Raw genomic sequence first — 9,109 nt, 5'->3', positions numbered from 1 at the left:
ATTCTTCTTCTCTTTAGAAATGGTGCTTATATCAAGTTGTAAATTATAGTTTACTATGTATTTTCAAAATAATAACAAAAGGACCAAATTCATAAGAATTTGGTCCTTTAACTCTTAAACTGAATCCATTTCGAAAAGGTTCAGTGTTTTTTAAATTATTTTTTATATAATGATTCTACTTGTTTTTGTAAATCTGAATTCTCTAAGAATTCATCGTACGTACATTCTTTGTCTACTAAGCCGTTTGGTGTTACTTCGATGATACGGTTAGCGATTGTTTGGATGAACTGGTGGTCATGTGATGTGAATAAAGCTGTTCCTTTAAATGCAATTAAACCATCATTTAGGGCTGTGATTGATTCTAGGTCTAAATGGTTTGTAGGATCATCTAGTACTAGGACATTTGCTCCGCTTAGCATCATTTTTGATAGCATACAACGAACTTTTTCTCCCCCAGAAAGAACTGAAGCTTTTTTCATTACTTCTTCACCAGAGAACAACATACGACCTAGGAATCCACGTAGGAAGCTTTCTGACTCATCTTGTGGAGAGAATTGGCGTAACCATTCGATTAAGTTCATTTCACTGTTTTCAAAGAACTCTGAGTTGTCTTTTGGGAAAAATGCTTGAGATGTTGTAACTCCCCATTTAAATGAACCAGTATCTGGCTCCATTTCACCCATTAATATTTTGAATAAAGTTGTAATTGAAACGTCATTTTTACCAACAAAAGCAATTTTATCACCTTTATTTACTGTAAAACGAACATTATCTAATACTTTTTCTCCATCAATTGTTTTTGAAATTCCTTCAACAGTTAATAGGTCATTTCCAACTTCTCTTTCAGGTGTAAATCCAACGAAGGGATAACGGCGAGAAGAAGGTTTAATATCATCTAATGTAATTTTGTCTAATAATTTTTTACGAGAAGTTGCTTGTTTTGCTTTTGATGCATTTGAACTAAAACGAGCAATAAAGTTTTGAAGCTCTTTAATCTTCTCTTCTTTCTTTTTGTTAGCGTCACCCATTAATCTTTGAGCTAATTGGCTAGACTCATACCAGAAATCATAGTTACCTACATAAAGCTGTACTTTACCAAAATCAAGGTCAGCCATATGTGTACAAACTTGATTCAAGAAATGACGGTCATGGGAAACAACAATAACAGTATTTTCAAAATTAATTAAGAAATTTTCTAACCATTGAACAGCTTTTAAATCTAAGTTATTCGTAGGCTCATCTAATAATAGAATATCTGGTTGACCGAAAAGAGCTTGAGCAAGTAATACTTTTACTTTTTCGCCAGCTTGTAATTCACTCATTTTTTTATCATGAAGTGCTTCGGTGATCCCTAAGCCTTTTAATAAAATTGCAGCTTCAGATTCTGCTTCCCAACCATTTAATTCTGCAAATTCACCTTCAAGTTCTGCTGCTTTCATGCCATCTTCTTCAGTAAAATCTTCTTTCATATAGATAGCATCTTTTTCTTTCATAACTTCATATAGACGAGTATGTCCCATTACAACAGTTTGAAGTACTTCAAATTCTTCATATTCGAATTGATTCTGTTTCAACACTGCTAAACGCTCACCTGGCGTAATAATAACGTCGCCCGTAGATGGTTCGATATCTCCAGATAAGATTTTAATTAGTGTAGATTTACCTGCACCATTTGCCCCGATTAAACCGTAACAGTTTCCAGGTGTAAATTTTATATTAACATCATCAAATAATTTTCTGTCCGCAAAACGCAAACTAATATTACTAAGTGTAATCATTGTTTTCCTCCAACTCTCTTTTGCTCTACTCTTAACAATACCATATTTTTTAGTAAAATTAAAACCTTTCTATATGACTTAGTTGTTATACGATGAAAAGTTTAGATATTTTTATTCAAATTTTTATAGTAAATATTTTTGTTTTTCACAAACACTCTATATAATAATCTTAAAGTAAAAATAATGAGGTAAGATGATGACTCAAAAATTATATTATGAACAGCCCACATTGAAAGAATGGACAACTTCCATCGTTGATATACAAGAAATAGATGGACTTTACCATATTAAGTTAGAAGATTCTGCATTTTACCCTGAAAGTGGTGGTCAACCATCTGATTCTGGGACAATTGACGGAATAGAATTAATCGAATGTATTGATCATGATACTGAAGTCATTCACGTTTTAAAAGAAAAACCGAATAGTGATACAGTGAAATGTGTCATTGATTGGGATCGAAGACTTGATCATATGCAACACCATAGTGGCCAGCATCTTCTATCTGCTGCGATTATCGAGTTATATGATATTCAAACAATCAGTTTTCATCTTGGTAAAGATACGGTCACTATCGATTTGGATACACCTAGTCTGTCATCAAATCAATTAATCCAGATTGAGCTAGCTGTTTACCAAAAACTTATCGAAAATAATGAGATTAAAACATATTTCGTTAAAAGAGATCAACTAAATTCACTTAACCTACGAAAATTACCAAAAGTAAATGATGAGGATATACGAATTGTAGAAATAACAGATATTGATGTTTCAGCTTGTTGTGGTACCCATGTCAAACAAACAGGTGAAATTGGTTTGCTAAAGTTGATGAAAACTGAGAAAGTTAGACAATCTACCCGACTTCATTTTAAATGTGGGAATCGTGCTCTTGAAGAATTTCAAAAAACAAATCAAATCGTAACAAGCATCAATCTATTATTTAATACTAATTCAGATCAATTAAAAGATAAAATTGAACAAACAATTTATGAATTAAAGGAAACTCAAAAAGAAATTGATCGTCTAAAAGCGTTGATTTTTGATTCAATCTCCAATGAATGTTTGGTAAATGCTAAAAATGGCATCATATTCCAATCATTTACCGAAGAAGATATGAAGGATTTACAATTGCTAACGAAAATAATTCAAAATAAGCAACCTTCCATAATTATTTTTACAAGTTTAAAAGACAATAGACTTTTATTTTTAAATCAAACAGGCTCTGATCTTCATTGCGGAAATGTCCTTAAAAACATACTTTCTCAAATCGATGGCAAAGGCGGAGGCAGTCCACAACAAGCGCAAGCTACATTTGATTCTTCTTCTAAATTAAAAGAAGCAACTAATTTACTGTTACATAATCTTGAATATGAGATAGAAGAATAAAAAACTTTTTTAGACTGACACGAAACATTATTTCTTGTTCCATAAATTCAAAACTGTCCCCCTACTTCACAAGAGGGTTAACTACTCGAAATAAGCGTCTTTTAACAGTTCCAAAATCTAAATCTCGTAATACTCTACTCATAGCAACGGAAGCCTAAATGGCTTCTTTTTTTTAATAAATTTAAATATTTTTAATAGTTTTTTTATCCTATATTTGAGATAATAGCTAAAGTCTCAGAAATATTCTTAGAAAAAGAGGTTTTTATAAATGTGGAGAAACCGTAACGTTTGGATTGTTCTAATCGGAGAATTTGGAGCTGGAATCGGATTATGGGTTGGAATAATTGGGAATCTTGATTTTATGCAACAGCATGTCCCTTCCGATTTCTTTAAATCTCTTATCCTCTTTTTTGGATTACTTGCAGGTGTTTTTGTTGGTCCATTAGCTGGTCGATTAATTGATCAATATTCAAAGAAGAAAATATTATTAATTAGTGGACTTGGTCGAACATTAAGTACAATCATTATGTTTATTGCGATTCATAATGAAAATATAATTTTTATGGTTTTATTTTTAGTATGTTTACAAATATCAGCGGCATTTTATTTCCCAGCTCTTCAAGCGGTAATTCCACTTATTGTGAAAGAAGATCAGTTGTTAACTTTAAATGGGATTCATATGAATATTTCAACAATTGCTCGTATAGCTGGAACATCAATTGGTGGTATTTTAGTTGTCGCAACGAGTTTAACGAATGTTTATGGGATTAGTATGCTGGCGTATGCATTTCTTTTTATCATGACATTCTTCTTACGGTTTGAAGAACAATCGAAAGTTCAAGTTTCATCGGATGTAAAAACAAATAATCCGAAACAAAAAGAAGGCTTTACTGAAATATTTCGTTTAATTCAAAGTACACCAGGTGTATTACATTTAATCATTTTGAATATTATCCCTCTTTTATTTATTGGCGGATTTAATTTAATGGTAATTGAGATCAGTGATTTACAACATAATGATTCGATAAAAGGACTTATTTATACATTTGAAGGGATATCGTTTATGCTCGGTGCATTTATCATTAAACGATTAACTAAAAAGTTCTCAAACACAGGGTTATTATATTTTTTCACAACGATGGTAGCTATTGCTCATTTAACACTATTTTTTGCAAATATTCACTGGATGCCAATTGTTTCATTTTCACTTTTCGGATTAGCAGTTGGATGTTTCTTCCCTGTTTCATCTACCCTATTCCAAACATCCATTGACAAAACTTATCATGGTAGACTTTTTTCATTTAGAAGCATGTATGAACGTGTCATGTTTCAAATTGTATTATTAAGTACTGGTTTATTTTTAGATACAATAGGTCTAAGATATATGGTACTAATATTTGGTGCTGTCTCATTGATGATTATCGGTAAGCTATATGTAAATGAAAGAAAGTACAAACAAGCCGATGCATTGAAAGACACACAAAATATATCAGTCTAACAAAAAAAGATGAATACTGTCATAAGTATTCATCTTTTTCTAATTTTAATATCCATAAGCTTTTAAAAACTCATTTACACTTGAATATAATGTCACTACTTCCCAACTTTTTTCAAACTCATAAGCAGTACAAACTTCTCCAGTTAACTGATTAATAAATATAACATCATCGGTTTCATCTTCGAATCCAATGATTAACCAATTTTCATCCCATTTCACTTTTCTACTTAAATCTTTCACCGCTTCATCTACATTTTCTTCACTAATAAAGTAGATTGTCATATTCTCATTTGATACTTCATTAATACCAAGTCCATCCAATCTTGCAAACCATTCTTTTTTCATTACATTTCCCCATTTCCAATAAAGAAAGCCTGTTAATCAAAGAACTGATAACAGGCACTCTTTTTTACTGTTGAGCTTTATTTTTTTTTGATTCTGCTAAATTTGACTTATCATCATAATTAGGTTGTTTTTGCCCAGCGTTATTTGTTCTGCCGCCTTTTCCACGTCCCATTACTATCGCCTCCTTACTAATTGTTATAAAAATATTTTGTACAATTAATAGGAGACTATCCGAAAGAAATTAGAAAAAGAAGAAGTACAAAACACATTGGATAAATAAAATAATCCAGTATCCAAAGACAAATTTTGGATGCTTTGTTTTATGACGGAAATAGTACATCGCTAATATCGACCCGATTGACCCACCGATAATCGCTAATAAAAACAAGATCCGTTCAGGGACTCTCCAAAGTTTTCGTCGTGCACGGTATTTATCGATTCCCATAACAGTATAAGATAGTATATTTACGATGATTAAATAACAATAAAAATAGTTCATGTTTAGATCCCTCAAAACTTCGGTCATTTTGCAACTTTTGCTAGTTTGCTTCGAGTTGTTTGTATTAAATCATTTACATTCAGTTGAAGTTGTATACCTATCTTACCACCACTAACAATAATCTCATTTAATTGGTCCGCAGATTGTTCAATAACCGTTGGAAATTGCTTTTTCATTCCGATTGGAGAACATCCTCCACGAACATACCCGGTGTTCGTTAGTAAATCCTTTACTGGTAATAATTCCAGCTTTTTTTCTCCCGCTACTTTTGCCGCTAATTTCAAATCCAACTCTTTTTCTACCGGAATAACAAACACATATATTGATTTAGATGGCGTAATCGACACTAATGTTTTATACACCATTTCTGGTTCTTTCCCAATTTTATTAGCAACAGATACGCCATCAATCTTTCCATCAGTTATTTCGTATGAAAAAGTTTGATATTGTACTTTTTTTGAATCTAATATTCTCATTGCATTCGTTTTACTTCCAGACATTGGTACTCCTTTCAATGCATTCAAACGCATAAATCAAGCTTATGCTGACATTGACTGTTTTTTATTTTGCTTTTTAAACTTTTGTTCAATAGATTTCATAAATGGCGTATTTGAAATAGAGAAGAATAAACATGCTACCCAAATAAATGAAAATGAAATCATATCAGTATGTGTAAAGCTTTCACCGTATAATAATACACCAATTAACAAGCTAATTGTTGGCGAGATAAACTGTAAGAAACCTACATATGTGTATGGAATTAATTCTGTTGCTTTGCCGAAAAATAATAAAGGTAAAATTGTTACGAAACCTGCACCGACCAATAGTAATTGCTCAATTGGAGCACTCTTAATGAATCCTGCATCTCCATTTGCCGATAAGAATATGAAATAAATAAGTGCTACCGGGAAAATTAATAAAGTTTCAATCGTTAAACTAAAAAATGCTTCTATTTTCAATAATTTCTTTAAAAGCCCGTAAAAAGCAAACGTTAAAGATAAGCAGATCGCGATGATTGGTAATGTGCCAGAAGTGATTGTTAAATACCCCACACCGATTGTTGCGAGACAAACAGAAAAAATTTGCCAAAACGACAATTTCTCTTTTAACACAATTACGCCAAGTATAATACTAACTAATGGATTAATATAGTACCCTAAGCTAGCATCTAAAATATGATTTGAGTTAACTGCCCATATATAAAGTAACCAATTTGTACTGATTAACAGAGATACCAAAATCATTGAAAATAGGACTTTCTTATTTCCAATTACTTGTTTCCAAGTTTCTTTGAATTCTCTTCCTTTTCTAATTAAAAATATAAAAATCACTAATGTTACAAATGACCACATGATTCGATGTGTTAATATTTCAAAAGGTGCAATATCCTGCACAAGCTTCCAATAAATTGGTAAGATGCCCCATACAACATAGGCAAACACGCCATACAATATCCCTTTCATGGTTGAGTTCATATTTTCCCAGCTTTCTTTATTTATTATTGAGCCACTTCAACTTTCTTTTCTTCGGAATGTGTTTTAGGTAAAAATAGTACAAAAATAAATGTGATTACACTAAAAATTGCCATTAAAAGGGTAATTGTTTGAAATCCTGCAGTAACTGCATTTTTTATGGTTTCAGATACTACATGTTCTCCAGATTGACTATGTGCACCTAAAACTAATTTTTGTCCATTTAAAAAGCTAGATGCTTTCAGGGTAAAAATAGTCCCTAAGATCGCGACTGTAATTGTCTGACTAAATGTATTCAGAAACGAATTTGCTGCAATAGCAATTCCTCTTTGATTTGTTTCAACAGCAGAAGAAATGATAATCATATAAATTGGAAATGATAACCCAAAACCTAATCCTAAAAACGCATTACATACATAAACAAAAAACTCTACATTATGCAGTCCATATAAACCTAAAGAACCGATCATACAGAAGAAAGCCCCAAATAAAATGATTTGTTTTGCTGACAGCTGTTTAATTAGTCGTCCAGACAAGAATGAGCCAATTGTCCAAGAAAACGATAATGGTATTAACATTAAACCTGACTCTGTGGCACTTTTTCCAAAGACGCTTTGATTATATACTGGTAAATACACTTCGATTCCAATTAGTAATGCATGTGCAACAAACATCGCCGCATATGTCACAACTAAATTTTGAATCTTAAAAAGTGATAATGGTAATAATGGTTCAACTGCTTTCGTTTCAACATAAAGGAACAGTATAAAGAAAATAATTGCAATACTAAATAGAAAAATTAGATTAGAAGAACTCCAATCCCCCTTCTCTCCCCCTACTACTAAAGCATATAAAACTGATAATGTACTGATGATAAATAAAATTGTACCTAAGTAATCAATCGATATTCGTTTTGTTTGTTCAACTTTTTGATGATAGAATTTCCACAATATATAGGTAGACAATATACCAAATGGAATATTAATAAAAAAGATAAATCGCCATGAAATAAAATCAACAAAAAATCCACCAACTAAAGGTCCAATTACACTTGATACAGCCCAAACAGCACTTATAAAGCCTTGAACCTTAGCACGCTCTTGATACGGATATAGATCACCGATGACTGTCATTGTAAGTGGCAATGCTGCCCCAGCACCTATTCCTTGAATCGCTCGAAACGTGATTAACTGACCCATATTCTGAGCAAAACCACATAAAATTGAACCTAACACAAACATGAGTATTCCAAAAATCAATAAATTTTTACGGCCAAATAAGTCAGATAATTTTCCATATATTGGGGTTGTTACAGTCATAGCTAACATATAGGCTGCAAAAATCCAACTCATTAAATTCACACCTGAAAGATCTGACGTAATTGTAGGAGTAGCAGTTGTAATAATAGTACCTTCAATTGCCGCTAACGTTACCGCTACTAATAATCCAACAGTAACATACTTTCTATTCGTCTGTTTTAATTCCATAATTGCTATCTCCTTTCAATTTTTTCAAATGAATGCGCTTAAAATAATAGAAGCCCAAATGAGCTTCCATTTTATAACTTATTTCCAATTTTCGTTAATGAATTCATCTCTACCAGACATCGCACGATCTTCTTTATAGTGCTTTGGATTTTTCTTATGATAATCTTGGTGATATTCTTCAGCCTTATAAAATGTTGAAGCTTGCAAAATTTCTGTTACGATCGGCTTTTTAAAACGTGAACCTGCGATTATTTCTTCCTTTGAAGCTGTAGCTTCCGCAAGTTGAGATTCATTATGAACAAAAATTGCTGCTCGATATTGAGGACCACGATCTTGGAACTGTCCATCTGCATCAGTTGGATCAATTTGTGGCCAAAATAGATCTAATAATTTTTTATAAGGAAATACTTCATCGTCAAACATAATTTGAACTACTTCATAGTGCCCCGTACTGCCTTTTTTAACTTCTTCATATGTTGGATTTTCTATGTGTCCTCCCATATAACCCGACACAATACCGTGTATGCCCGGTAGGTCTTCAAATGGTGTTACCATACACCAGAAACATCCACCTGCAAATGTTGCTTTTTGTAGCATTTGTAAATCCTCCTTCAAACGATTTAGTTTACATAATATTTTTATGTAT

General features: G+C 32.1%; 9 protein-coding genes. 2 read left to right on the top strand and 7 right to left on the bottom strand.

Features of this window, described 5'->3' with window-relative positions; genetic code table 11:
* Positions 1-155 precede the first annotated feature (155 nt).
* Entirely contained in the window at positions 156-1,778 is a 1,623-nt protein-coding gene (locus V7056_RS18265; protein ID WP_499703826.1) for an ABC-F family ATP-binding cassette domain-containing protein, read from the bottom strand.
* A 196-nt stretch (positions 1,779-1,974) separates the two neighbouring features.
* Between V7056_RS18265 and V7056_RS18260 the strand changes: the two genes are divergently transcribed.
* Together V7056_RS18260 and V7056_RS18255 are read left to right on the top strand one after the other, a co-directional pair.
* The gene (locus V7056_RS18260) at positions 1,975-3,162 is read left to right on the top strand and encodes an alanyl-tRNA editing protein (protein WP_499703825.1); all 1,188 of its coding nucleotides are present in this window, start codon (positions 1,975-1,977) and stop codon (positions 3,160-3,162) included.
* Positions 3,163-3,430: 268 nt separating this feature from the next.
* Complete coding sequence (locus V7056_RS18255) at positions 3,431-4,660, top strand: MFS transporter (protein WP_499703824.1); 1,230 nt, start codon at positions 3,431-3,433, stop codon at positions 4,658-4,660.
* Positions 4,661-4,705: 45 nt separating this feature from the next.
* On the opposite strand, the gene V7056_RS18250 is transcribed toward V7056_RS18255, so the two are convergent.
* From V7056_RS18250 to msrA, 6 genes are all read right to left on the bottom strand, one after another.
* Positions 4,706-5,005 carry a hypothetical protein gene (locus V7056_RS18250; protein WP_499703823.1) on the bottom strand — a complete coding sequence of 100 codons (300 nt, stop codon included), beginning with the start codon at positions 5,003-5,005 and terminating at the stop codon, positions 4,706-4,708.
* Positions 5,006-5,246: 241 nt separating this feature from the next.
* Positions 5,247-5,504, bottom strand: coding sequence for a DUF1294 domain-containing protein (locus tag V7056_RS18245; protein WP_499703822.1), 258 nt, complete (start codon positions 5,502-5,504; stop codon positions 5,247-5,249).
* A 23-nt stretch (positions 5,505-5,527) separates the two neighbouring features.
* Positions 5,528-6,004, bottom strand: coding sequence for a Cys-tRNA(Pro) deacylase (gene ybaK / locus V7056_RS18240; RefSeq protein WP_499703821.1), 477 nt, complete (start codon positions 6,002-6,004; stop codon positions 5,528-5,530).
* A 39-nt stretch (positions 6,005-6,043) separates the two neighbouring features.
* Positions 6,044-6,979: an EamA family transporter RarD gene (rarD, locus tag V7056_RS18235; protein ID WP_499703820.1), complete on the bottom strand. Its 936-nt coding sequence runs from the start codon at positions 6,977-6,979 to the stop codon at positions 6,044-6,046.
* A gap of 23 nt (positions 6,980-7,002) precedes the next feature.
* The gene (locus V7056_RS18230) at positions 7,003-8,463 is read right to left on the bottom strand and encodes an MDR family MFS transporter (RefSeq protein ID WP_499703819.1); all 1,461 of its coding nucleotides are present in this window, start codon (positions 8,461-8,463) and stop codon (positions 7,003-7,005) included.
* A 78-nt stretch (positions 8,464-8,541) separates the two neighbouring features.
* A complete protein-coding gene (gene msrA, locus V7056_RS18225) occupies positions 8,542-9,060 on the bottom strand; it encodes a peptide-methionine (S)-S-oxide reductase MsrA (protein ID WP_499703818.1) in 519 nt (172 codons plus the stop codon).
* Positions 9,061-9,109: the final 49 nt, after the last annotated feature.

Origin of the sequence: Bacillus sp. JJ664 (genome assembly GCF_036962205.1) — a bacterium.
GTDB lineage: Bacteria > Bacillota > Bacilli > Bacillales > Bacillaceae_G > Gottfriedia.
Note: the sequence above shows the minus strand (reverse complement) of the source record. Positions and strands in the feature narration are given on the sequence as shown.

Coding starts and splice junctions, on each gene's coding strand:
- V7056_RS18230 (WP_499703819.1), bottom strand. CDS start 8,463: ATGGAATTAAAACAGACGAATAGAAAGTATGTTACTGTTGGATTATTA.
- V7056_RS18255 (WP_499703824.1), top strand. CDS start 3,431: ATGTGGAGAAACCGTAACGTTTGGATTGTTCTAATCGGAGAATTTGGA.
- ybaK (WP_499703821.1), bottom strand. CDS start 6,004: ATGTCTGGAAGTAAAACGAATGCAATGAGAATATTAGATTCAAAAAAA.
- V7056_RS18250 (WP_499703823.1), bottom strand. CDS start 5,005: ATGAAAAAAGAATGGTTTGCAAGATTGGATGGACTTGGTATTAATGAA.
- V7056_RS18260 (WP_499703825.1), top strand. CDS start 1,975: ATGACTCAAAAATTATATTATGAACAGCCCACATTGAAAGAATGGACA.
- msrA (WP_499703818.1), bottom strand. CDS start 9,060: ATGCTACAAAAAGCAACATTTGCAGGTGGATGTTTCTGGTGTATGGTA.
- V7056_RS18265 (WP_499703826.1), bottom strand. CDS start 1,778: ATGATTACACTTAGTAATATTAGTTTGCGTTTTGCGGACAGAAAATTA.
- V7056_RS18245 (WP_499703822.1), bottom strand. CDS start 5,504: ATGAACTATTTTTATTGTTATTTAATCATCGTAAATATACTATCTTAT.
- rarD (WP_499703820.1), bottom strand. CDS start 6,979: ATGAACTCAACCATGAAAGGGATATTGTATGGCGTGTTTGCCTATGTT.